This is a genomic window from Streptomyces sp. NPDC017943 (genome assembly GCF_044328425.1).
In the GTDB taxonomy this organism is placed as follows: Bacteria; Actinomycetota; Actinomycetes; order Streptomycetales; family Streptomycetaceae; genus Streptomyces; species Streptomyces djakartensis_A.
Map to the genome: position 1 here is coordinate 401,874 of NZ_JBIRHH010000002.1, position 21,514 is coordinate 423,387.

At 72.6% G+C, this 21,514-nt stretch carries 21 protein-coding genes; 12 read left to right on the plus strand and 9 right to left on the minus strand.

Features of this window, described 5'->3' with window-relative positions; genetic code table 11:
- Window positions 1-8: 8 nt before the first annotated feature.
- The 4 genes from ACH4C6_RS06640 (at window position 9) to ACH4C6_RS06655 (ending at window position 5,543) form a co-directional block, all read left to right on the plus strand.
- Window positions 9-554 carry a hypothetical protein gene (locus ACH4C6_RS06640; RefSeq protein WP_398107412.1) on the plus strand — a complete coding sequence of 182 codons (546 nt, stop codon included), beginning with the start codon at window positions 9-11 and terminating at the stop codon, window positions 552-554.
- A 119-nt stretch (window positions 555-673) separates the two neighbouring features.
- A complete protein-coding gene (locus tag ACH4C6_RS06645) occupies window positions 674-3,412 on the plus strand; it encodes a SpoIIE family protein phosphatase (protein ID WP_398107413.1) in 2,739 nt (912 codons plus the stop codon).
- 128 nt (window positions 3,413-3,540) lie between these two features.
- Window positions 3,541-4,905, plus strand: coding sequence for an FAD-dependent oxidoreductase (locus ACH4C6_RS06650; protein ID WP_398107414.1), 1,365 nt, complete (start codon window positions 3,541-3,543; stop codon window positions 4,903-4,905).
- Between the two features lie 143 nt (window positions 4,906-5,048).
- Window positions 5,049-5,543 carry a lamin tail domain-containing protein gene (locus ACH4C6_RS06655; protein ID WP_398107415.1) on the plus strand — a complete coding sequence of 165 codons (495 nt, stop codon included), beginning with the start codon at window positions 5,049-5,051 and terminating at the stop codon, window positions 5,541-5,543.
- Between the two features lie 67 nt (window positions 5,544-5,610).
- Here the strand turns inward: ACH4C6_RS06655 and ACH4C6_RS06660 are convergent, their stop codons facing one another.
- Genes ACH4C6_RS06660 through ACH4C6_RS06675 form a run of 4 tightly spaced genes read right to left on the minus strand, consistent with a single transcriptional unit; the run spans window position 5,611 to window position 7,933 of the window.
- Window positions 5,611-5,985 (minus strand): hypothetical protein, encoded by a 375-nt coding sequence (locus ACH4C6_RS06660; protein ID WP_376331151.1) that lies wholly within the window; start codon window positions 5,983-5,985, stop codon window positions 5,611-5,613.
- A 57-nt stretch (window positions 5,986-6,042) separates the two neighbouring features.
- Complete coding sequence (locus tag ACH4C6_RS06665; protein WP_398107416.1) at window positions 6,043-6,594, minus strand: roadblock/LC7 domain-containing protein; 552 nt, start codon at window positions 6,592-6,594, stop codon at window positions 6,043-6,045.
- A gap of 38 nt (window positions 6,595-6,632) precedes the next feature.
- Window positions 6,633-7,538, minus strand: coding sequence for a hypothetical protein (locus ACH4C6_RS06670; protein ID WP_398107417.1), 906 nt, complete (start codon window positions 7,536-7,538; stop codon window positions 6,633-6,635).
- Complete coding sequence (locus tag ACH4C6_RS06675) at window positions 7,535-7,933, minus strand: hypothetical protein (protein WP_398107418.1); 399 nt, start codon at window positions 7,931-7,933, stop codon at window positions 7,535-7,537. Before ACH4C6_RS06675 ends, ACH4C6_RS06670 begins: the two co-directional genes overlap by 4 nt.
- A 248-nt stretch (window positions 7,934-8,181) precedes the next feature.
- On the opposite strand from ACH4C6_RS06675, the gene ACH4C6_RS06680 reads away from it, so the two are divergent.
- Window positions 8,182-8,841: a CBS domain-containing protein gene (locus ACH4C6_RS06680; RefSeq protein ID WP_398107419.1), complete on the plus strand. Its 660-nt coding sequence runs from the start codon at window positions 8,182-8,184 to the stop codon at window positions 8,839-8,841.
- 71 nt (window positions 8,842-8,912) lie between these two features.
- On the opposite strand, the gene ACH4C6_RS06685 is transcribed toward ACH4C6_RS06680, so the two are convergent.
- Both ACH4C6_RS06685 and ACH4C6_RS06690 read right to left on the minus strand, forming a co-directional pair.
- Entirely contained in the window at window positions 8,913-10,505 is a 1,593-nt protein-coding gene (locus ACH4C6_RS06685) for an MDR family MFS transporter (protein ID WP_398107929.1), read from the minus strand.
- A 43-nt stretch (window positions 10,506-10,548) separates the two neighbouring features.
- Entirely contained in the window at window positions 10,549-11,277 is a 729-nt protein-coding gene (locus ACH4C6_RS06690; RefSeq protein ID WP_398107420.1) for a TetR family transcriptional regulator, read from the minus strand.
- Window positions 11,278-11,593: 316 nt separating this feature from the next.
- Between ACH4C6_RS06690 and ACH4C6_RS06695 the strand changes: the two genes are divergently transcribed.
- The gene (locus ACH4C6_RS06695; RefSeq protein ID WP_398107421.1) at window positions 11,594-13,228 is read left to right on the plus strand and encodes an ABC-F family ATP-binding cassette domain-containing protein; all 1,635 of its coding nucleotides are present in this window, start codon (window positions 11,594-11,596) and stop codon (window positions 13,226-13,228) included.
- Between the two features lie 178 nt (window positions 13,229-13,406).
- Window positions 13,407-14,060 carry a BlaI/MecI/CopY family transcriptional regulator gene (locus ACH4C6_RS06700; protein ID WP_398107930.1) on the plus strand — a complete coding sequence of 218 codons (654 nt, stop codon included), beginning with the start codon at window positions 13,407-13,409 and terminating at the stop codon, window positions 14,058-14,060.
- A gap of 64 nt (window positions 14,061-14,124) precedes the next feature.
- On the opposite strand, the gene msrA is transcribed toward ACH4C6_RS06700, so the two are convergent.
- Window positions 14,125-14,640, minus strand: coding sequence for a peptide-methionine (S)-S-oxide reductase MsrA (gene msrA, locus ACH4C6_RS06705; protein ID WP_398107422.1), 516 nt, complete (start codon window positions 14,638-14,640; stop codon window positions 14,125-14,127).
- Window positions 14,641-14,926: 286 nt separating this feature from the next.
- Between msrA and ACH4C6_RS06710 the strand changes: the two genes are divergently transcribed.
- The 3 genes from ACH4C6_RS06710 to ACH4C6_RS06720 all read left to right on the plus strand — a co-directional run bounded on the left by ACH4C6_RS06710 (window position 14,927) and on the right by ACH4C6_RS06720 (window position 17,339).
- Window positions 14,927-15,796: a restriction endonuclease gene (locus ACH4C6_RS06710; RefSeq protein WP_398107423.1), complete on the plus strand. Its 870-nt coding sequence runs from the start codon at window positions 14,927-14,929 to the stop codon at window positions 15,794-15,796.
- 98 nt (window positions 15,797-15,894) lie between these two features.
- Window positions 15,895-16,590, plus strand: a complete 696-nt coding sequence (locus ACH4C6_RS06715) for a GAF and ANTAR domain-containing protein (RefSeq protein WP_398107424.1) — start codon at window positions 15,895-15,897, stop codon at window positions 16,588-16,590.
- Window positions 16,591-16,787: 197 nt separating this feature from the next.
- Window positions 16,788-17,339: an ATP-binding protein gene (locus tag ACH4C6_RS06720; protein WP_398107425.1), complete on the plus strand. Its 552-nt coding sequence runs from the start codon at window positions 16,788-16,790 to the stop codon at window positions 17,337-17,339.
- A gap of 25 nt (window positions 17,340-17,364) precedes the next feature.
- Here ACH4C6_RS06720 and ACH4C6_RS06725 read toward each other — a convergent pair whose 3' ends face one another.
- Window positions 17,365-17,979, minus strand: coding sequence for a dihydrofolate reductase family protein (locus ACH4C6_RS06725; RefSeq protein ID WP_398107426.1), 615 nt, complete (start codon window positions 17,977-17,979; stop codon window positions 17,365-17,367).
- Between the two features lie 221 nt (window positions 17,980-18,200).
- Here ACH4C6_RS06725 and ACH4C6_RS06730 point away from each other — a divergent pair, with 221 nt between their 5' ends.
- Both ACH4C6_RS06730 and ACH4C6_RS06735 read left to right on the plus strand, forming a co-directional pair.
- Window positions 18,201-18,995 carry a ribonuclease BN gene (locus ACH4C6_RS06730; protein WP_398107931.1) on the plus strand — a complete coding sequence of 265 codons (795 nt, stop codon included), beginning with the start codon at window positions 18,201-18,203 and terminating at the stop codon, window positions 18,993-18,995.
- A 46-nt stretch (window positions 18,996-19,041) separates the two neighbouring features.
- Window positions 19,042-19,701 (plus strand): LysE family translocator, encoded by a 660-nt coding sequence (locus tag ACH4C6_RS06735; RefSeq protein WP_398107427.1) that lies wholly within the window; start codon window positions 19,042-19,044, stop codon window positions 19,699-19,701.
- A gap of 34 nt (window positions 19,702-19,735) precedes the next feature.
- Here the strand turns inward: ACH4C6_RS06735 and ACH4C6_RS06740 are convergent, their stop codons facing one another.
- A complete protein-coding gene (locus ACH4C6_RS06740) occupies window positions 19,736-21,451 on the minus strand; it encodes a SpoIIE family protein phosphatase (protein WP_398107428.1) in 1,716 nt (571 codons plus the stop codon).
- Window positions 21,452-21,514: the final 63 nt, after the last annotated feature.

The following is a 21,514-nucleotide window of genomic DNA, read 5'->3' on the forward strand; positions in this document are numbered from 1 at the left end:
CCCTCGACATGCGCAGCGCTTCGACGGAACACCCGAGCAGCGAGCGCCCCCAGCGCCCCGACGCCCCGACCGGGGTGGCCCGCACCACGCCTCTCACGGCACTGGACCGTGTGCCGTGGGGCGACATCCAGGACTCCACCGGCTCGGCAGCGGCCATTCCCGTGCTGCTCAAGGGCATCGCCTGGGGTGATGCCGAGACGGCCCGGTCCGCCTTCGAGGACCTGAGGAAACGGATCTGCCAGTTCGGCTTCGTCGTGGAGCAGGCGACGGCGGCCACGGTCCCCTTCCTGTGGGAGCTGGCGAAGTCCCCCCAGGTGACCGTCCGCGCCCAGATCATCCAGCTCCTCAAGGCCATCGCCGACGCCCGGCAGTGGGAGAGCACCGCCGCCGTGTACCCGAAGCTGCTGAACCACCGTGAGAATCCCGTGGTGTGGGAGCGCGCGGCACGCCAGGCGGTGCGGGCCCGGCGCGAGGAGCTCGGGCGGCTGCTGTCCGACGAGGACCGCGAGATCGCCCGGGCGACGACGGAACTGGCCCGGTCGCTGGGCGCCTGAGACCGCCGTACGGTGTGCGGGGGACGGCCCCGCGCACGAGACGTGATGAAACGGTGAGGCCCCGGCCGCCACGGGTGGTGCCCCTCGCCTCGCGGAGCCGCGCAGTGTAGACATGGCACATGGTCCGACTCTTGGGTCGCTCCGGGACCCGGTCGCCCCTGCGGCCCGGCGCTGCGCCGTCCGCGGGGCAGCGGCCTAAGGCGGGCCCAGCGCGACGGCAGCCGGTGACGGGGCTGCGTTCGGTGCTGGGCGGGCGCAGTGTGGCCGGCCAGGTGTTCCTCCTCGTCGTGGTGATCGTGCTGCTGCTGGTCGTGGCGGCCGTCGTGGCGCTCGTGCTGCAGGTCCGGCACGACACGACGGCGGAGGCCCGCAACCGGTCGCTCGCCGTCGCCGAGACGTTCGCCAACGCGCCGGGCACGGCCGAGGCGCTGAAGGGCCCCGATCCCACCGCCGTGCTCCAGCCGCGCGCCGAGGCGGCCCGGGAGCGGTCGAAGGTCGACTTCGTCGTCGTGATGAGCACCGAGGGCATCCGCTACACCCACCCCAAACCGGACCGCATCGGCAAGAAGTTCGTCGGGACCCTGGCCCCGGCGCTGGCGGGCAAGGTGGTGACCGAGGAGATCGACGGCACCCTCGGACCGCTGGTGCAGGCGGTCGTGCCGGTCACGGACCCCTCCGACGGCACGATCGTCGGCCTGGTCTCGGCGGGCATCACGACCAAGAACGTCGGGGGCACGGCCGACCGCCAGCTGCCGCTGGTGCTGTCCGCCGCCGCGATCGCGCTCGCGCTGGCGACGGCCGGGGCCGCGCTGGTGAGCCGCCGGCTGCTGCGCCAGACCCACGGGCTCGGGCCGCACGAGATGACCCGGATGTACGAACACCACGACGCCGTGCTGCACGCCGTCCGCGAGGGCGTGCTCATCGTCGACGACGAGGGCACCCTGGTCCTGGCCAACGACGAGGCGCACCGTCTGCTCGGGCTGCCCCCCGACGCCGAGGGCCGGCCCGTGCTCGGCCTGGGACTCGATCCGGGCACCGCCGATCTGCTGGCCTCGGGGCGCGTCGCCACCGACGAGGTGCATCTCGTCGGGGACCGGCTGCTGGCCGTCAACCAGCGGACCACCGACCGCGCGGGCGTCCCGCCCGGCAGCGTCGCCACCCTGCGCGACTCCACGGAGCTGCGGGCCCTGTCCGGGCGGGCCGAGACCGCCCGGGAACGTCTGAACATGCTGTACGACGCCGGGGTCGCCATCGGGACCAGCCTGGACGTGACCCGCACGGCGGAGGAGCTGGCGGAGCTGGCCGTGCCGAGGTTCGCCGACTTCGTCACCGTCGACCTGTTCGACGCCGTCCTGGGCGGCGGGCAGCCGAACGCGGTGGCCTCCCTCAGCCGCACGGCGCTCAGCGGCGTCCGCAAGGACGCACCTCTCTACCCCGTCGGCGAGCGGATCCGGTTCGTCGGCACCTCCCCGCAGGGCCGCAGCCTCACCACCGGCCGACCCGTCCTGGAGCCCCGGCTGGGTGAGGCTCCCGGGTGGCAGGCGCAGGACCTGGAGCGTTCGGCGCAGATCGTGCGGTTCGGCATCCACTCCCTGATCACGGTGCCGCTACGGGCGGGCGCCCTGGTGCTGGGCGTGGTGAGCTTCTGGCGGTACGAGAAGCCGGAGCCCTTCGACGAGGACGAGCTGGCCCTGGCCGAGGAGCTGGTCGCGCGGGCCGCCGTGTCCATCGACAACGCCCGGCGCTACACGCGCGAGCACAGCATGGCGGTGACGCTGCAACGCAGTCTGCTGCCGAGGAACCTGCCCGAGCAGGGCGCCCTGGAGGTCGCCTACCGCTACCTCCCGGCCCAGGCCGGGGTGGGCGGCGACTGGTTCGACGTCCTGCCGCTGTCGGGGGCGCGGGTCGCGCTCGTGGTGGGGGACGTCGTGGGGCACGGGCTGCACGCGGCGGCCACCATGGGCCGGCTGCGCACCGCCGTGCACAACTTCTCCGCCCTCGATCTGCCGCCCGAGGAACTCGTCGCCCTGCTGGACGAGTTGGTGGGACGGATCGACCAGGACGAGACGGAGGAGGAGGGCAGCGCCCCGGTCACGGGCGCGACCTGCCTGTACGCGGTGTACGACCCCGTCTCGCGACGCTGCACCGTGGCCCGGGCCGGGCACCCGCCGCCCGCCCTCATCCACCCGGACGGCCGGGTCGAGTTCCCCGAGGTGCCCGCCGGACCCCCGCTCGGGCTGGGCGGACTGCCGTTCGAGACGGCGGAGCTGGAGCTCGCCGAGGGCAGCCGGCTCGTCCTGTACACCGACGGGCTGGTCGAGGACCGGGAGCGGGACATCGACGTCGGTCTGGAGATGCTGCGCGAGGCGCTGGGCCGGGCCGGGCAGTCCCCGGAGGACACCTGCCGGACCGTACTGGACGCGCAGCTCACGGCCCGCTCCAGCGACGACATCGCCCTGATCGTGGCCCGCACCCGGGCGCTGGCGGCCGACCGGGTCGCCGAGTGGCCGGTGCCCGCCGACCCGGCGGCCGTGGGCGAGGTGCGGGCGGCGGTCACCCGGCAGTTGAGCGCCTGGGGTCTGGACGAGCTGGCGTTCAGCACCGAGCTGATCCTCAGCGAACTGGTCACCAACGCGATCCGCTACGGAGGCGGGCCCATCCGCGTCCGGATGCTGCGCGACCGCAATCTGATCTGCGAGGTGTTCGACAACAGCAGCACCTCGCCGCATCTGCGGTACGCGACGATGACCGACGAGGGCGGCCGGGGCCTGTTCCTGGTGGCCCAGCTCGCCGAGCGCTGGGGGACGCGGTACCTGCCCGCCGGGAAGGTCATCTGGGCCGAGCAGCCACTGCCATAAGCGAGGGCAGGGGGATGTCATAAGATCGACTTATGAGCTCATAGACCGGACCCGCATACCGACTTAGGCTTGCCTCAGTTTAGGCTTCCCGGTGAGATCGCTTGTCGCCGCTCGAAGGGAACCTGACCATGCCCCGCCCCCTGCGGGTCGCCATCGTCGGATCCGGCCCCGCCGGGATCTACGCCGCCGACGCCCTGCTCAAGTCCGAGGTGGCCACCGAACCCGGCGTGTCCATCGACATCTTCGAGCGCATGCCCGCGCCGTTCGGACTGATCCGGTACGGCGTCGCCCCCGACCACCCGCGGATCAAGGGCATCATCACCGCCCTCCACCAGGTGCTCGACAAGCCCCAGATCCGGCTGTTCGGCAACGTCGACTACGGCACCGACATCGGCCTGGACGACCTGCGGGCGTTCTACGACGGCGTGATCTTCGCCACCGGCGCCATGGCCGACCGGGCGATGTCCGTCCCCGGCATCGACCTCGACGGCTCCTACGGGGCGGCCGACTTCGTGTCCTGGTACGACGGCCACCCGGACGTGCCGCGCACCTGGCCGCTGGAGGCGGAGAAGGTCGCCGTGCTCGGCGTCGGCAACGTTGCGCTCGACGTCGCCCGCGTCCTCGCGAAGACGGCGGACGAGCTGCTGCCGACGGAGATCCCGCAGAACGTGTACGAGGGTCTGAAGGCCAACCGGGCCAAGGAGATCCACGTGTTCGGCCGCCGCGGCCCGGCGCAGGCCAAGTTCAGCCCGATGGAACTGCGCGAGCTGGACCACTCGCCGAACATCGAGGTCATCGTCGACCCCGAGGACATCGACTACGACGAGGGCTCGATCGCCACCCGGCGCGGCAACAAGCAGGCCGACATGGTCGCCAAGACCCTGGAGAACTGGGCGATCCGCGATGCCGGCGACCGCCCCCACAAGCTCTTCCTGCACTTCTTCGAGTCGCCGGTGGAGATCCTCGGCGAGGACGGCAAGGTCGTCGGTCTGCGCACCGAGCGCACCGAGCTGGACGGCACCGGCAACGTCAGGGGCACGGGCACGTTCAAGACCTGGGACGTCGGCGCGGTCTACCGCGCGGTCGGCTACCTCTCGGACAAGCTCCCGAAGCTGCCCTGGGACCTCGACTCGGGCACCGTCCCGGACCGGGGCGGCCGGGTCGTGCAGGAGTCCGGTGAGCACCTGCAGTCGACCTACGTGACCGGCTGGATCCGGCGCGGCCCGGTGGGCCTGATCGGGCACACCAAGGGCGACGCGAACGAGACGGTCGCGAACCTGCTCGACGACTTCGCCAACGACCGGCTGCACACCCCCGCCTCCCCCGGCCCGGAGGCCGTGGACGCCTTCCTCGCCGAGCGGAACATCCGCTTCACCACCTGGGAGGGCTGGTACCGGCTCGACGCCGCGGAGAAGGCGCTGGGCGAGCCCGAGGGGCGCGAGCGCGTGAAGATCGTCGAGCGTGAGGACATGCTCCGCGCCAGCGGCGCCTGATCTCCCTCACACCCGCGGGGCGGGTCCGGAGGCAATGTCACCGGACCCGCCCTTTCGCGTACTTGAACCGTGTACGATCCGGTTGCTTCACCGAATCGACACATCGCCTTCACGTGAAGGCCATGCAGGGGGGACGAACGTCCATGCGCATACGCCTTGTCGCCACCACGGCCGTCGCGGCCGGAACCCTCGCCGCCCTGGCGGCGGCCCCGGCCCAGGCCGCCGAGTACTCCTCGGCGCTGAAGATCCGCGGGATCCAGTACGACGCTCCCGGGAGCGACTCCAACCGGTGCTCCGGGGGGAACACCAAGGACGAGTACCTGACCATCAAGAACTACTCCCGGTCCGCGACGGTCAACCTCAAGGGCTACGTCGTGAAGGACGCCACCGGGAACAGGTTCACCTTCACCGCGAGCCACAGTCTCCAGCCGGGTGACTACGTGAAGCTGCGCGGCGGCCACGGCACCGACTCGGACAGCAAGAACGTCGTGTACCGCGACAACTGCAACTTCATGTGGAACAACGACAAGGACACGATCTACGTGTACAAGCCGTCCGGCAGCCGTGCCGACGTGCACTCGTACACCAAGCGCGGCTCGGACGCCGACGGCAACGGGTACATCGGCTACCACGGCTGATCACCCGTCATGCCGGGGCCCTCCGCTACGCGTGCGTGGCGGAGGGCTCCCGTACGGTGGTGCCGGCTCAGACCTCCAGGTCGGCCTCGATGCGGCGCAGTTGGTGACGGGCCATCGCGAGGTTGGCGCGGCTGCCGTCCAGCACGAGGTACAGGAACAGCCCGCTGCCGCCGCGCCCCTTGAGCAGGCGGATCAGGTGGTACTGGGTGTTCAGCGTGATGAGGATGTCCTCGATCTCCTCCTTGAGGCCGAGGTGCTCCATGGTCCGCAGCTTGGCCCGTACGACGTCGGTGTTGCCCGCGGCCGCGATCTCCAGGTCGAAGTCCTTGGTGCCGCCGAGGGTGCCCAGGGCCATGCCGCTGGTGTAGTCGACGAGGGCCGCCGCCTTCGCACCGTCGATGGAGCTCAGGCATTCCTTCAGCGCGGTCTCCGTGTTGGCCATGCGCTCGTTCCTTTCCTTGGGTCTGGTGTTGCGGATCGGTCGGGAGGTTCGGAGGGCTCAGATGCCGGTGTGGGGGCGCGGCTGGTGGGGCGGCCGCTGCGGGGTGCGCACCGGAAGGGTGCCGATGGGCCGGGCCACCGGCGGGAGCGGGGACGCCGGGTGTTCCCCGAGCACCGGGCCGGACGCGGCGCCGGGTGTCTGCGCTGGACGCTCGGCGTGCCGGCCGGTGCCGGGGCCGACGCCGGTGGTCACCAGGTCGGCGATCCGGGCCCCGCTGCGGCGGCCCTCCAGATGGAGGCGGCCGACGTTGACACGGTCCTCGGCGAGCAGGGTGAGGACGGCCGTGGTACCGGCCGCGTAGGTGGCGACGTAGCCGCGGGAGCCGCGCACCAGCAGCTCCCGGAAGTCGCCGCGGGCGGCCGCGTCGGTCATGCGGTGGGCCACGCCGAGGGCGGCGGCGGTGAGCGCGGCGAGGCCCTCCGGCTCGGTGTCCGGCACGTCGTGGGCGAGGACGAGTCCGTCGACGGTTGCCGCCAGGGAGCCGGTCAGGCGGGGGATGCGGGTGCGGAGCCGACGCAGTTCGTCCAGGACGTCGGTCTCGACGGCCATGAGCAGTCTCCTTTCGGCACGCTGTCGTCGCGCGCGGATCACAGTGCCTCCAGGGCGTGCAGGAGCCGTCGCAGCAACGCGGTGTCGGGCTCGTCCGGCACCACGGTGAGGGGGGCGCTGACCGGCGCGGCGGACGCGGGGGCGGGAGCGGGGGCTGTGGGGGGCGGCACGAGGGGGACGGGGTCCGCCGGCACCGGGAACGCGGGGGCCGCGGCGGGGTCCGCGGGCGCCGGAGCCGCGGGGGGCGCGGCGGCGGGCGCGGGGGCCGCGGCGGCCGGGACGACCAGGCCGGCGGCAGCCAGCCGGCGCAGTTCGACGAGGGTGTGGAAGGTGCGGCAGGCGAGGGCGGTGGCGATCTGCGCGGCGGTGCGCACCCCGTCGACCTGCGCGAGTATCCGGCCGCGCCGGGCCGGCAGGTCCGCCGCGCCCCCCGGTACCCGGGCGAGCGGGTCGCGGTCGATGGCGGGCTCCGGCCATATGCGCTGCAGCAGTTCGCGGCGGCGTGCGGACTCGCGCAGCACGGTGTCGACCGGGACGGGCCGCACGGACCCGAGCCAGTGGGCGACGCCGGGCCGGAAGCGCAGGGCCGGGCCGTCGTGGGTGAGGACGAAGTACGCGGCGTCGAAGAGGGCGCCGAGATGGCACAACTCCAGCGCTCCGGCAGCGAGTCGGCCGCTGTCGACGAGTTGCCGGCCGACCCGGCAGCCGCGGCCGGCCCGGTCGATCGCCTCCCACCAGCCGTCCGCGTCGAGGGCGCCGCTGTGGGTGAGCAGGTCGCCGAGGTCGGGTGTGACGGCGGACTCCACGTGGACGACGTGCCCGTCGGCCAGGTAGAAGATCCCGGACTCGGTGGACAGGGCCCCGCTCGCGCCCTGCTCGGCGAGGCCCGCGAGCCGTGCCGAGGCCGGTTCGTCGGTGCGCGAGGTCAGCAGCGGCGTGATCATCCGAGCACCAGTCTGTCCGCCAGCTCGGCCAGCCGGATCCGGGCCAGGGCCAGGTTGCCGTCGGCCCGGTCGAGCCACAGGTGCACGAAGACGGTGCTCTCGAAGGGCGTGGTGACGAACCTGATGAGGTGGTACGCGTGCGGGTTCGTCACGATGAGGTCCTGTACGGGTGGCTCCTTGTCCGTGCCGGCGTCCGGGTCGCCGCCCGCCAGGGCGCCGCTCTCGGTGGCGAGCCGGGCGAGTTCGGCGGTCTCCGCCGCCGTCGCCTCCGCGTCGCCGCCCGGTGCGTCACCCACGGCGCCCAGCGCAAGACCACTGATCCAGTCGACCACCGACGCCCCCCGGGCACCGGGCAGCCGCATGGCTTCCAGCAGACTCTCGTCAATTCCGGGCACGCCGGATCCCCTCCCCCTGCACGGCCGTTCCCGCGAACGTGAGCACGACACTACGCACGGTGCTCGGGGGCGCGGGAACGCTTTGGCATTTTCCAAGGGAATGTGCAGCGAACCGGACCGGCGTGGACCGGTTCGATCGTGTGCGAGCAGAAACGAAGGTTTTTGATCAGTGATCGGGGGCGGCAGGCGACCCGGCCCGGGCCCTCGGAGGCATAGGTTCGTGAGGAGAGGCCAGAAAGGAACGCCCGATGAACCACCACGAGGTGCGCGACCTGATGAGCGACGCGGTCGTCCGGGTGCGGGGCGGCACGCCGTTCAAGGAGATCGCCCATCTGCTGCAGGAGTACGACATCACGGCGGTCCCCGTGGTGGACGAGCAGAACCGTCCGGTGGGCGTCGTGTCGGAGGCGGACCTGCTGTACAAGATGTGGGGCGGGCAGGAGGACGACGACGCGGACGGGGAGGGCGGCTTCCCCCGGACGGCCAAGGCGCGCGCCACCGACGCGGCGGGGCTGATGACGGCACCGGCGCTGTCCGCCCGGGAGGACTGCAGCGTCGTGGACGCGGCCCGCCTGATGGCCCGGCACCGCGTCAAGCGGCTCCTCGTCGTCGACGACGACGGACGGTTGATCGGCGTGGTGAGCCGGAGCGACCTGCTGCGGGTGTTCCTCCGGGCCGACCAGGCCATCCGCACGGAGATCGTGGAGGAGGTCCTGGTCAAGGCGCTGGGCGAAGCGCCGTCCGCCGTGCAGGTCGACGTGACGCACGGCCATGTCGTGCTCAGCGGCCGCCTCTCCTCCCCGGACGCGGTCCCCCGTCTGGAGGAACTCTGCCGGGAGGTCGACGGCGTCGTGGCCGTGGAGTTCCGTCCGGGCCGGGAAGCGGACCGTGAGGGACCGCCCGGATGACGCCGGGGGGCGAGAAACGCAGCAGCGCACGGTGGGGTTCCGTGCGCTGCTCCCCCGGGTGGATCTCCCGGTCAGACCTCGGTGCCGACGCGCGGGCGGCTGTCGCTCCCGGCGGGCGGCGCCTGCGGGGATGCGGACTCCTCGGAGAGCCGTTCCATGCCGCTGGTGGTCTTCAGCGGCTTCTCCTTGATGAACAGCACGGCCACCAGGGCGAGCGCGGCGAAGGGAGTGGCCACGAGGAACAGTTCGGCGGTGGCGACCCCGTAGGCGTGCTCCACGACCTCCCGGATCGGCTCGGGCAGGGTGGTCATGTCGGGGACGCCGCCGTGGCCGGCCGGTCCCCCGTCCCCGGTTCCGCCCGTGGTGGCACCGGCCCGCGCCAGCCCTTCGGTCATCTCGGAGGTGACCCGGGCGGCGAGGATCGCGCCGAGCACGCTGGTGCCGATCGTGCCGCCCATGCTGCGGAAGAAGGACAGCACGGAGGTCGCGGCGCCGAGTTCGGCTGCGGGGACGTCGTTCTGGGCGGCCAGGACGAGGTTCTGCATCAGCATGCCGACGCCGATGCCCATGATCGCCATGTAGAGGCTGAGCAGGCCGAAGTGGGTGTCGGCGCCGATCGTGGACAGCAGCGCGAGTCCGGCGGTCATGGTGACGCCGCCCGCGACGAGGTACGCCTTCCACCGGCCGGTCGCGCTGATGATCTGCCCGGCGACGGTGGACGAGAGCAGCAGGCCCAGGATCATCGGCAGGCTCATCAGCCCCGCGATCGTCGGGGACTTGCCGAGGGAGACCTGGAAGTACTGCGACAGGAAGACGGTCCCGCCGAACATCGCCAGACCGACGAACAGGCTGGCCACGGTGGTCAGCGCCACCGTGCGGTTGCGGAAGATGCCCAGCGGGATGATCGGCTCGGCGACCCTGGCCTCGACGAACACGGCGGCGGCGAGCAGCGCCACTCCCCCGCCGGTGAGCGCGGCGGTCTGCCACGACGCCCAGTCGAACCGGTTGCCCGCGAGCGTGACCCAGATCAGCAGCGCGCACACGCCGGCGACGATCAGGAAGGCGCCCAGGTAGTCGATCTTCGCCTCCCGGCGGACCGTGGGCAGCTTCAGCGTGCGCTGCAGCAGGGCGATGGCCAGCAGGGCGAAGGGCACGCCGATGAAGAAGCACCAGCGCCAGCCGAGCCAGGAGGTGTCCACCAGGACGCCGCCGATGAGCGGTCCGGCGACGGTGCCCACGGCGAAGACGGCACCGAAGATGCCCGCGTACTTGCCCAGGCGCCGCGGCGGGATGATCGCCGCCATGACGACCTGCGCCAGCGCGGTCAGGCCGCCGGCGCCGATGCCCTGGGCCACACGGCTGAAGATGAGCAGTCCCACGTCGTGGGAGAAGCCGGCCAGCAGCGAGCCGACGACGAACAGGCCGAGGGAGAGCTGGAGCAGCAGCTTCTGGTTGTACAGGTCGGACAGCTTTCCCCACAGGGGCACGGTCGCCGTCATGGCCAGCAGTTCGGCGGTGACGACCCAGGTGTAGGAGGACTGGCCGGCGCCGAGGTCGGCGATGATCCTGGGCAGGGCGTTGGAGACCACCGTGCCCGCCAGAATGGCGACGAACATGCCTGCCATGAGTCCCGACATGGCCTGGAGTATCTGCCGGTTGGACATGGCGGACGGAGGCGCCTCGGCGGGCGCCGCTGGAGAAGTCACATCATCTCTTTCGGGGTGCGGTGGCGGGCGCTTCCGTCGCGTCCGCCGGGGGCGGGCCGGGCAGGCCCGCCGCGAGGTGCTCGAAGGTCTCGCGGAAGACGTCCGCGAAGGCGAGTTCGTCCTGCCGCACGCACCAGTGCTCGACGGCGACCCGGACGGCCGTGACGCCGACGGCGGCGAGCAGGCGCGGCTGGAGGCCGAGGGCACGCCGGCGGCGCTCGTCGTCCGGCGAGGCCGGGTCCCTGCGCTCCTCGGAGAAGAGCGGTGAGCCGGCGCCGGTGCGTTCGGCGAGGGTCTCGGCCAGGGCGAGTTCGTCCGCCATGTGGGCGCCGATGCTGCGGGCCAGCAGATGCGGGGAGCGGCGTAGCACCTCCGAGTGCAGGCGCCACAGCTCCTGGTGCTGCTCGATCTCCGCCAGCTCGGCGGCGATGGCGTCGCGCAGGGCGTCCAGCGGGGCGGTGCCGGGGGGTGCCGCGAGGACGGCTCGCCTGACCCGTGCGCTGGATTCGGCGCCGATCATCACGAAGACGTCGTCGCGCGAGTCGAAGTAGTTGAAGAACGTGCGGGTGGAGACGCCGGCGGCCTCGCTGATGGCGTCCACGGTGACGTTCTCGGCGCCCTGCTCCGCCGCGAGCCGTACCGCCGCCGTCACCAGGGCGGCCCGCGTGGCCTGCTTCTTGCGCTCGCGCAGCCCGGTGGGCGCCGGTTTCCCGTCCGTCATGTTTTGCATGCTACGCAAAAATGCAGAGCCTGCAAAAATGGCGCCGACGGCCCGCACACTGCCGCGAACCACGGCGTGGACCCGGCGCCGGGAAATACCTCCGGGTGCGGGGAGGGGGCTGTTAGGCTCGGGGGGACGTTGATCGTGTGTATCGAGGAGTCACAGACGTGGTGGGTGAAGACGACATCTCCGGGTGAGATCCGGAGCTGACGGCCACCGGACGCGCTGCTGAGCGCCGCCGGCGTGGCCTGTTCGTCGTACCCCCTTCCCCGCATCTGCCCAGGGCAGAGCTCTGTCTGCCCGCAGCCTTCTCGAGGTCATCGCCATGTCCGACGCCGCCGTCGTCTGCTCCCACGTGTCCTTCTCCTGGCCCGACGACACGCCCGTCTTCCACGACCTGTCCTTCACCGTCGCCACGGGCCGAACCGGCCTCGTCGCCCCCAACGGCACCGGCAAGAGCACGCTGCTCAAACTGATCACCGGCGAACTCGCTCCCCGTACCGGCTCGTTGACCGTCAGCGGCACCGTCGGCCACCTCCCGCAGAACCTCCCCTTCACCGGTGAGCTCACCGTCGCCGAGGTGCTCGGCGTCGCCGCGGTGATCCGCGCCCTGGACGCCGTGGAGTCCGGGGACGTCGCCGAGGAGCACTTCGCCACCATCGGCGACGACTGGGACATCGAGGAGCGCACCCGCGCCCAGCTCGACCGTCTCGGCCTGGCCGGACTCGCACTCGACCGCCGGCTGCACACCCTCAGCGGCGGGCAGATCGTCTCCCTCGGTCTCGCCGCCCAGTTGCTCAGGCGCCCCGACGTCCTGCTGCTCGACGAGCCGACGAACAACCTCGACCTGGACGCCCGGCACCGGCTCTACGACGCGCTGGCCGACTTCGGCGGCTGCCTCCTCCTGGTCAGCCACGACCGGGCGCTGCTCGACCGCATGGAACGCATCGCCGAACTCGGCAGCGACCAACTGCGCTTCCACGGCGGCAACTTCACCGCCTACGAGGAGGCGGTGCGGGCCGAGCAGGAGGTCGCCGAGAAGAACGTCCGCAACGCCGAGCAGGAACTGAAGCGGGAGAAGCGCGAGATGCAGCAGGCCCGCGAGCGCGCCGAGCGACGGGCGAGCAACGCCGCCCGGAACCTGAAGAACGCGGGGCTGCCCCGGATCTTCGCCGGGAACATGAAGCGGGGCGCGCAGGAGTCCGCGGGCCGGGCCGGGCAGACACACGCGGCCCGCGTCGGCGAGGCCCGGGCCCGGCTGGACGAGGCGGGGCGCGCGCTGCGCGACGACCAGCAGATCACCCTGGACCTGCCCGACACCCGCGTGCCCGCAGGTCGCACCCTCTTCGCCGGCACGGGCCTCCAGGTCACACTCGGCGGCCGCCCGGTCTTCGCGGACGGCGGCATCGACCTGAGTGTCCGCGGCCCCGAGCGCATCGCGCTGACCGGGCCCAACGGTGCCGGGAAGACCACCCTGATGCGCCTGATCACGGGTGAACTGGTCCCGGACAGCGGGGAGATCAGGCGCAACGAGGGCCGGGTCGCCTCCCTCTCCCAGCGTCTCGACCTGCTGGATCCGCGAAGCACCGTGGCGGAGAACTTCGCCGCGTTCGCTCCCGAGCGGCCCGAGGCGGAGCGGATGAACCTGCTCGCCCGCTTCCTCTTCCGGGGAGCCGGGGCACACCTGCCGGTGGGTGTGCTCTCCGGCGGCGAGTTGCTGCGCGCCACCCTGGCCTGCGTCCTGTGCGCCGAACCGGCACCGCAGTTGCTGCTCCTCGACGAGCCGACCAACAACCTCGACCTGGTCAGCGTGAGCAGGCTGGAAAGCGCGCTCGACTCCTACCGGGGCGCCTTCCTGGTGGTCAGCCACGACGAGCGGTTCCTCGCCGGGATCGGGGTGGACCGGCGGCTGCGGCTGGCCGACGGCACCCTCACGGAGAGCGGGGACCCCGCGGTGTGAGCCGCCGGTGTGTGCGGTGGCCCCGCAGCGGCACCTGCGGGGCCCGACGGCGCCCGGACGAACGGGAGTCCGGGACACATGTCAACTTCGTGTGCGGCCGAAGCACGCGTGTGTCAGCCCGCCGGGCGGGGGTGTGGGTACCATGCGCAGCACCATTTTCGTCGAGGAGGGCAGCGATGTGACCAGCCAACCAGCCTCCACGCTCCGGGCACGCTACGGGGAACAGGCCGCCTCGGACCTTGAGGAGAACCGCCGGCTCCAGAGGGAGTTGACCGAGCGGATCGCCGTCCTCAAGCAGGAGGAGGAACTCCTGGCGGACATCCTGAGGCTCGCTGGGGGTTCCGGGGACACCCCGGTGCTTCCCGGGCAGGCCAAGGACGAGCCCGATGCGCCGAAGACCGGGGACGAGCCGCACGAGGCGAAGACCAAGGGCAGGCCCCGTGCGGCCAAGGCCAAGGCCAAGGGCGAGGGGGCACGCCGCGTGCCGAAGGCCCGGGACCGGCGCCGCGCCGCCGGGACGAAGGAGGGGGCCGGGGCGCGCAAGGCCAAGTCGGCGCGTCCCGCGCATGGTTCGCAGCCACTGCTCGGTGATCTGCTGACGGATCTCCTCGGCGGCCACACCGAGCCGCGCCTGGCGAAGGAACTGCGCGAGGAGCTCATGGAGAAGCACTCCGACCGCACACCCACGCCGCAGGTCGTGCGGAACACGCTGGAGAACCTGGTCGCCAAGGGTCAGGTGCAGCGCCACAAGCAGGGCCGCTCGGTCATGTACACCCTCACCACGGCGGAGAAGGCGCCGGAGCAGCCGGAGCCGCAAGCTCAGAACGGCTGACGGCCGAGCCGCGCGGACGACCGAGGGGAGGACGGACGTCCTCCTCCCCGGTCCCGCCGCGTCCTCAGGCCCCGGCGCGCCGGGGCAGCCGCCAGTCGGGGCGCGGGAAGTGACAGGTGTAGCCGTCCGGGTAGCGCTGCAGGTAGTCCTGGTGCTCCGGCTCCGCCTCCCAGAACTCGCCGGCCGGGACGACCTCGGTCACCACCGGCCCCGGCCACAGCCCGGACGCCTCGACGTCGGCGATGGTGTCCTGCGCGACCCGGCGCTGCTCCTCGTCGAGGTAGAAGATGGCCGAGCGGTAGCTGACCCCGATGTCGTTGCCCTGGCGGTCCTTCGTGGTGGGGTCGTGGATCTGGAAGAAGTACTCCAGGATCGCGCGGTAGTCGGTGGCCGTGGGATCGAAGACGATCTCGATCGACTCGGCGTGCCGGCCGTGGTCGCGGTAGGTGGGGTGCGGCTTGTCGTTGTCGCCGCTGTAGCCGACCCGGGTGCGCACCACACCGGGGAGCGACCGGATCAGCTCCTGCATACCCCAGAAGCAGCCACCGGCGAGCAGCGCCCTCTCCTCGACGTCACTCATGGCGCATCACCTTTCTGTCGTCCGTCGTCACCATTCTGACAGGTGACGTCACATCGAGGCAATCGCGTCCCCGGCCTGGTCGGGCCGGGCGGAGGTCGACCCGGGGCATCGTGTCCCCGGGCAGCCGGTACCGCTCCGCCTCGACGAACGTCGACAGCGGATACGGAGGGGATGATCGTAGGGTGAGGGAGCGTCATGACCCGTGCAGGGAAGGGTCGGTGAAGATCCCGATCTTGGGAAGACGGTGGAGGTGATCTTCCATCGGTCCCATGAGAGGGGGCAGTCCGTGACCGCACCCGTGCGTCCCGCACCGCCTGCGCACCGCCGGCACCGGTTCGACCTCCGGTCGACCGCCCTGTTCTTCGTCTTCCTCGCCGTGGTCCTGGTCGTCGTGGGACTGGCCGTACGCACGCTGGCCGACGCGGCCGAGCGGCGTCCGGTGTGGATGTTCGTCCTGATAGCCCTGGGCCTGGCGGCCCTGCTGAGCCTGCGGCGCCGGCTGCGCCTGGCGAAGGTCGCGCGCCGGGCGGCCGCAGCCCTCGACGAGGCGGCGCGCGAGGCGGCCGACGCGCTCGACGCGCCGCCCCCGCTGCCCCGGCAGCGCCCGGCCGTCGACCTCGTCCCCGGACCCGACGAGGTCGTGGCCGTGGCCGGGCGCCCCGAGACGGTCCTCGACTACGACGCCCTGACCCCCGACGGGTTCGAGGAGGCGATCGCCGCCCTCTGCGAACGCGACGGCTGCTCGGCCGTGGAGGTCGTCGGCGGCGCCGGGGACCTGGGCGCCGACGTGCTCGCCGTCACGCCGGACGGGCGCCGGGCCGTGGTGCAGTGCAAGCAGTACGGCGAGACCAACCGGGTCGGCTCCCAGGACCTGCAGCGCTTCGGCGGCACCTGCTTCACGGTGCACGAGGCCGATGTGGCCGTGCTCGTCACGACCAGCGACTTCACCGCACCCGCCCTGGAGTACGCCGAGCAGTGCGGAATCGTGTGCGTCGACCGGGAGGCGCTCCTGGCCTGGACGGACGGCACCGGCCCGCGCCCCTGGGAGATCGGCCCGGGTCTGCCGGCGGTGGACGCGGACCTGTCTGCGACGATCCCGCTGGACGGGCCGCGGCGCACCGCGCGCCACCTCACCGCCGACGGCAGCGGCTGCTGAGCTGCGGGGTCCGCCGTCCCGGTGTGGTGGCACCAGCCATCCACCCCGGGACGTGGGTAGGGTGGCCGCACAGGTGGTCGAGCGCGGGGCGGTGGCACATGGAGTGGCGGGAATTCGCCGAGGAGATGGCCCTGCTCGCCCGGACCCTGTTGAAGCAGGACTCCGTGCAGGGGACCCTCGACGAGATCGCGGCAGCGGCGGTACGGCTGGTCGACGGCTGCGACGCGGCCGGAATCCTCGCCGTGCGCAAGGGCCGGGCCATCACGCTGTCCGCATGCGGGGACATGGTCGCGGAGTCGGACCGGCTCCAGGGCGAGCTGGCCGAGGGGCCCTGTTTCGATCTCGCCCGGCGCGCCGGCGAGGACCGGGTCTTCCGGGTACCGGACATGACCGAACCCCAGGAGGACTGGCCCCGCTACGCCGCGGCGGCCCGTGACCTGGGGATCGGCAGCATGACCGGCGTCCTGCTCTACACCCACGACGAGGACTTCGGCGCCCTCAACCTCTACGCCCGCACACCCGGGACCTTCACCAAGGACGTGGAGACCGCGGGCTGGCTCCTGGCCTCGCACGCCGCCGTCGCCCTGGCCGACGCCCGGACCATCGACCAGCTCCAGCACGCTCTGGACACCCGGCACGCGATCGGCGAGGCCATGGGCATCCTCATGGAACGCCACGGCATGGCCGAGAACGACGCCTTCGACGTGCTGCGCCGCATCTCCCAGCACCACAACGTCAAACTGCGCGACGTCGCCCGGCGCATCACGGACGGACGGACCGACGAGCGGAACTGACTGCTCCGCCCCCGGGGCCCGGGTTGCCTCGCCCCGCGCGCGACGGCCCCGGGCGCCGTGCCTCGGGGAAAGTCCCCCTCATGGGTCACCGCTGTGTGACAGTGGGCACGAGCAGGCGCTGTATGCGCTGTCGGCACCCGGGTAGGCGTACGGCGCAAGCATCACCCCGAGCACCGAACCACAACGAAAGAACCCACATGGTCATTCCGCTTATGAAGCAGGCGGATGAGCAGGGACGCAACGACCGCGCCGCGCTGCACTTCGGTGCGGCGTGGGCCGAGGGCACGGCCTGCGCGGTCGATGCCCGCCGGGCCCTGCGCGCCTTCCTCGCTCACGCCCCGCACACCGGCCGCTCCCCGGCGCCGGACCTGCTCGCCCTGGACGCCGAGCTGGTCGTCAGCGAGCTCGTCACCAACGCCATCCGGCATGCACCCGGTCCGTGCGGACTGATCCTGTGGTGTTCCGACGACGAGCTGGTGGTCACCGTGTGGGACAGCTCCCGGAAGGAGCCGGTGGTGCGCGAGCGGGACGGTCGCCGCTTCGGGGGTCACGGCATGCACGTGGTCCACACCGTCAGCAGCGCGGTCGTCGTCACCGTCGGGGAGACAGGCAAACGGATCGTCGCCCGCATCCCCTTCCCGCCCGGCGGCGACGCCCCCGGCCAGGAGGGTGGCGGCGACACCCCCGGCCCGGGCGGGAGGACCGTCCTGCCCACGTCCCTCTCCGGTCGCCCCCCGCGGCAGCCATGACGGTCCGGGCGGCCGCCCGGACCGTTCACCCGACGTCGTAGGTCAGGTGGGTCGACGTCGGGGTCGCCGTCACCGTCCGCCGTGTGAAGGCGCGGCGGGTCCCCCCGGTGAACAGGGGCGTCCCCGCGCCCAGCACGACGGGGGCGAGGTGCAGGGTCAGTTCGTCCACCAGCCCGGCGTCCACGGCGGAGCCCACGGTCGCTCCCCCGCCCATCACGACCACGTCGAGATCCCGTCCGGCGGCCGTCGACGCCGCCTCGGCCCGCTCGCGCGCGGCGGCGACGGCGTCGGCCAGGCCGGTGGTGACGAAGGTCCAGTCGAGGGCGCGCAGCCGTACCGACTCGGGCGGCGCGCCGGTCACCACGACGAAGGCGGGCCGGCCCACCTCCCCGGCGCCGTAGCCGACGGTGTCGTCCCAGCCCTGCGGTCCGTCCACCACGTCGAAGAGACGGCGCCCGAGCACGACGGCCCCCGACCGGGCGGTCGCCTCCCGCAGGACGCGGCGGTCGTCCGGGTCGTCGGAGAACGCCCACGTGTGCAGGGCCTCGCCCCCGGTGCCCAGGCCGTTGTCCGGTCCGGGATCGGGCCCGGTGACGAAACCGTCGAGGGAGACCGAGATGTCGGCGATGATGCGTGTCATACCGGGGCAGACCCGATCCGCCGCCGGAACTCATCGCCGCGGCCGCCGGGCCGCGCACCGCCCGTTCGTCGCGTTTGCGCCACGGCCGAAACGGTCAACGATCTCGCGAGCGCACGGCGACCGACCCCATCGGGAGGCGGACCGAGAATGACCGTCACCACACCGCCGACGGCAGACGTCCTGCCGGTCACCCCCGTCCTGCGGGTGTGAGCCGGCACGCCCTGGACCGGGCCGGGCGCACGCTGCGGGACGGGTGGCACCGGCTCGGTGCGCACACCCTCGTCCGGCAGGCCCACGACCTGGAGCTGCTCCACCGGGCCATGGGCTTCGCCACGCTGGCCCTGGTCACCCTGGCGCCCCTGCTGATCGTGGTCGCCGCCGCCGACCCGCTGGCCCGCGGCGGGTTCGCCTCCTGGCTCGCCGACGGCATGGGACTGTCGGGGCAGTCTGCGCGCGTCCTGACCGACATCATCAGCCCGCCCCGCAAGGTCATCGGCACCACCAGCGTGCTCGGCGGCGTCACACTCGCCGTCTTCGGCATCGCGCTCGGCGGCAGCGTCCAGAACGGCTACGAGCGGATCTGGGAGCTGGCACCCGGCCGCTGGCACCGGGTGTGGCGCCAGGCGGTGTGGATGATCGCCATGACCGCCTACCTGTACCAGGAGGCGCAGAGCCGCAGCATCACCTCCGGGGCCGGGCGGATCGCGCTGAGCGCGGCGACCGGGGTGCTGTTCTTCTGGTGGGGCCAGCGGTTCCTGCTGGGCGGGGTGGTCCGCTGGAGCGATCTGCTGCCCGGGGCGATCGCCACCATGGCCGGCCTGGTCGGCCTGCGGATGTTCTCCTACTTCGTCTTCACGCCGCTCATCGTCACCAACGCGATCAGCTACGGCGCGGTCGGAGTGGTCCTGGTCGTCGAGTCCTGGCTCATCGGCGTCGGCTACGTCGTGTACGGCGGGGCCCTGCTGGGGCACTGGCTGGTCCAGCACCACGGACTGCGGCGCGACGGCGGGGAGTGACGCGCCGGGCGGGGTACCCGGCCCGGCCCCGTGGAGTGGAGGACGGATGACGGTCGATCTGGTGGGGTTCCTCGGCGTGGTGCTGGTGGCTTACGTGGTGCCGGGGCCGGACTTCCTGGTGGTGGTCCGGTCGGCGGCCGAGGATCCGTCGAAGGGGAGGGCCGCGGCGCTGGGCGCGCAGGCCGGGCTGTGCGTGCACATGGTCGCGGCCGCCGCCGGCCTCTCGGTGGTCGCCACGCGCTCGCCCCTGGTCTACGACGGGATCAAACTGCTGGGCGCGGCCTACCTCGTGTACCTGGGGGTGCGGGCGGTCCTCGCGGCCCGCCGGGCGGTCCGGGAGCGCCGGCAGGGGCGGTCCGGGTACGGCGAGGCCTTCGGCGTCGGGCAGGCGGGTGCCATCGCCCGCGGGCGGTGGCGGACCGCGTTCACGCAGGGGTTCCTCACCAATGTGCTGAACCCCAAGGCGGCGCTGTTCTTCCTCAGCATCCTCCCGCAGTTCGTCCACGGGGGCGGCTCCGTGGCGCGGCAGATCTTCTTCCTGGGCTTCCTGGACGTCCTCGTCGGCGTCGGGTACTGGTTCGCCCTGGTGGTCGTCGCCTCCCGGCTGCGGGCCCTGCTCGCCCGGCCGGCGGTGCGCCACCGCTGGGAGCTGACCACCGGATGGCTGTTCATCGCCATCGGCGTCTCGGTCGCGGCCACGGCCTGACCGGCGTCCGCCCGCCGGACATGGCCCGGGTGTCTCAGGTCTTCGGCACGCGCAGGGCCAGGAGTGCCACGTCGTCGTCGTTGCCGGCCGGGCGGACCCGCCGCAGCAGATGGTCGGTGAACGAGGCGAGGGGGCGGTGGGCGAGGGCGGCGGCGTGCTGGCGCAGCCGGTTCAGGCCCTCGTCGAGGTTGCGGCGCGGCTCCTCGATGAGGCCGTCGGTGTAGAGCACCAGGGTGGAACCCGGCGACAGCAGGGTGGTGGCGTCCGGGCGCGAGACGTTGCCCTGGGTGCCCAGGAGGATGCCGTGGCCGTCGGTGAGGTAGCTCGTCAGGCCGTCCTTGCTGACCAGCAGCGGCGGAGGGTGGCCCGCGTTCGTCCAGGACAGCCGCCAGTGGCCGTCGCCCGCCGCTTCGATCCTGGCGAAGATCATGGTGGCCATGGCGACGTCGGTGATGTGCTGGATCGCCCCGTCGAGGCGTTCCACGATCCGGCTCGGGGGTTCCGTCTGGGACCAGGCGTAGGCCCGCAGCATGTTGCGGACCTGCGCCATGCCGGCCGCCGCCTCCAGGTCGTGGCCGACGACGTCGCCGATGGCCAGGGCCGTGGAGGCGTCGGAGAGCGGGAAGGCGTCGTACCAGTCGCCGCCCACCTGCGACGACTCGGGCGCCGGGAGGTAGCGCACCGTCATCTCCAGGCCGGGGACGCCGGGCATCTGGGGCAGGAGGTGGTTCTGCATGGTCTCGGCGACCTTGCGCTGCCGCTGGTACAGGCGGGCGTTGTCCAGGGCGAGCCCGGCGCGGCGTGCGATGTCCTCGATGAGCGGGAGGTCCTGCGGCGTGAAGTCCGCGGGATTGTCGCCGCGCCCCACCGTCAGCGCGCCCAGGACGGCGCGGGTGCTGCGGATGGGCGCGATGGCCGCCGAGTGCATGCCGGTGGCCTCGAACAGGCGTCGCTGCTCGACGGCGATCCCCGAGTCGGGAGCTCCCTGGTAGGTCTGCGGGCCGGCCAGCGTGGAGGACACGCCCCGCAGGGCTCTGGACAGGGGCATCGGGGACTCCTCGGGGACCGGCGGCATGGGTCCCTGGAGCTCCTCGCGCTGCACGAGCTTGTCGTCCTCGGCGTGGACCACGAGCGTGCGCCACACCTCGTCGCGCTCGGTGATCAGGTCGACGACCGCCCAGTCGGCCAGGCGCGGCACAACCAGCGCGACCAGCCGGTGCAGGGCCTCGTCGACGTCGAGGGTCGAGGTCAGACGCGTGGTGGTCTCGGCGAGCAGGGCCAGCCGCTGCAGCTCCGTCAGGTGCTGGGAGGCCGGCTGCGGCGGCGGGGCGAGGTCGTCGGGGTGATCGGCGGCATAGAAGACGACGAGGGTGCAGCCGGGATCGTCGCCGACGGCGAAGGGGGTGATCAGCCAGGAGATGCGCAGGACCGAGCCGTCGGAGTGGGAGAACCAGTCCTCCGCGATCTGGGCGGCGCGGCTGGCGTGGAAGGCCTGGCGCATGGCGCACTGCGTCCTGGGCAGGGGCTGGCCCTGGGGGCCGCGGTGCAGCAGGTCGTGGGCGTCGTGACCGACGAGTTCCGCCTCGCTGCGGCCGAGGAGGTGCTCGGCCCGGGTGTTGACGGCGACGATGAGGCCCTCGTCGTCCACGACGTAGGCACCGGCGCCGATGGCCTCCAGCGTCCCGGCCAGCGCCGCGGCGGCGGGCGTGAGTGGTCCGCCGGCGGTCGCCGTGTCCTCGGGCCCCACCATCGCGGCCTCCTCGCTCAGCGCGCCGGCCTGCCGTGCGGGCCGGTGCTCCTCCGGTTCGCTTGC

What these genes read in the sequence shown, in the direction of transcription:
- ACH4C6_RS06690 (WP_398107420.1), bottom strand. Translation starts at nt 11,277, where the DNA reads ATGCAAAACATGACGGACGGGAAACCGGCGCCCACCGGGCTGCGCGAG.
- ACH4C6_RS06670 (WP_398107417.1), bottom strand. Translation starts at nt 7,538, where the DNA reads ATGATCACGCCGCTGCTGACCTCGCGCACCGACGAACCGGCCTCGGCA.
- ACH4C6_RS06725 (WP_398107426.1), bottom strand. Translation starts at nt 17,979, where the DNA reads ATGACACGCATCATCGCCGACATCTCGGTCTCCCTCGACGGTTTCGTC.
- ACH4C6_RS06720 (WP_398107425.1), top strand. Translation starts at nt 16,788, where the DNA reads ATGGTCATTCCGCTTATGAAGCAGGCGGATGAGCAGGGACGCAACGAC.
- ACH4C6_RS06740 (WP_398107428.1), bottom strand. Translation starts at nt 21,451, where the DNA reads ATGGTGGGGCCCGAGGACACGGCGACCGCCGGCGGACCACTCACGCCC.
- ACH4C6_RS06660 (WP_376331151.1), bottom strand. Translation starts at nt 5,985, where the DNA reads ATGGCCAACACGGAGACCGCGCTGAAGGAATGCCTGAGCTCCATCGAC.
- ACH4C6_RS06645 (WP_398107413.1), top strand. Translation starts at nt 674, where the DNA reads ATGGTCCGACTCTTGGGTCGCTCCGGGACCCGGTCGCCCCTGCGGCCC.
- ACH4C6_RS06685 (WP_398107929.1), bottom strand. Translation starts at nt 10,505, where the DNA reads ATGTCCAACCGGCAGATACTCCAGGCCATGTCGGGACTCATGGCAGGC.
- ACH4C6_RS06650 (WP_398107414.1), top strand. Translation starts at nt 3,541, where the DNA reads ATGCCCCGCCCCCTGCGGGTCGCCATCGTCGGATCCGGCCCCGCCGGG.
- ACH4C6_RS06665 (WP_398107416.1), bottom strand. Translation starts at nt 6,594, where the DNA reads ATGGCCGTCGAGACCGACGTCCTGGACGAACTGCGTCGGCTCCGCACC.
- ACH4C6_RS06640 (WP_398107412.1), top strand. Translation starts at nt 9, where the DNA reads ATGCGCAGCGCTTCGACGGAACACCCGAGCAGCGAGCGCCCCCAGCGC.
- ACH4C6_RS06655 (WP_398107415.1), top strand. Translation starts at nt 5,049, where the DNA reads ATGCGCATACGCCTTGTCGCCACCACGGCCGTCGCGGCCGGAACCCTC.
- ACH4C6_RS06680 (WP_398107419.1), top strand. Translation starts at nt 8,182, where the DNA reads ATGAACCACCACGAGGTGCGCGACCTGATGAGCGACGCGGTCGTCCGG.
- ACH4C6_RS06695 (WP_398107421.1), top strand. Translation starts at nt 11,594, where the DNA reads ATGTCCGACGCCGCCGTCGTCTGCTCCCACGTGTCCTTCTCCTGGCCC.
- ACH4C6_RS06715 (WP_398107424.1), top strand. Translation starts at nt 15,895, where the DNA reads ATGGAGTGGCGGGAATTCGCCGAGGAGATGGCCCTGCTCGCCCGGACC.
- ACH4C6_RS06735 (WP_398107427.1), top strand. Translation starts at nt 19,042, where the DNA reads ATGACGGTCGATCTGGTGGGGTTCCTCGGCGTGGTGCTGGTGGCTTAC.
- msrA (WP_398107422.1), bottom strand. Translation starts at nt 14,640, where the DNA reads ATGAGTGACGTCGAGGAGAGGGCGCTGCTCGCCGGTGGCTGCTTCTGG.